Source organism: Methylobacterium sp. AC315 (assembly GCF_979253755.1).
Genome location: NZ_CEEDEA010000164.1, coordinates 1 through 231, shown reverse-complemented (window position 1 = coordinate 231; position 231 = coordinate 1). Strand labels below are relative to the sequence as shown.

At 65.8% G+C, this 231-nt stretch carries 1 pseudogene; it reads left to right on the top strand.

Annotated elements, in window-relative coordinates:
• Positions 1-192 (top strand): annotated as a pseudogene (locus tag AC0IY0_RS29125) (hypothetical protein); the annotation flags it as partial.
• Between the last annotated feature and the right edge of the window lie 39 nt (positions 193-231).

Sequence of the window (231 nt, the reverse complement as noted above, 5' to 3'; positions counted from 1 at the left end):
CGCGGGCCCGTCGAAACGTCGCGTGATCGCTTCATCGTGGTGGCGCTGCGCGATCGGCCGATGCACTCTGTCCAGTGCATCTTCCAGCCCTTCGATACCGTGATGTTGTGCGAAGCCTCGTCTGGCGCCTACGGGACAACGGGTTTTCGGCTCCAGGCGCAATCCCAGGCCGCCCTCCGGGCCCTTCAGTAGGATCTCGCCGCCACCGGGGGGATCATCGAGTCGGACCTC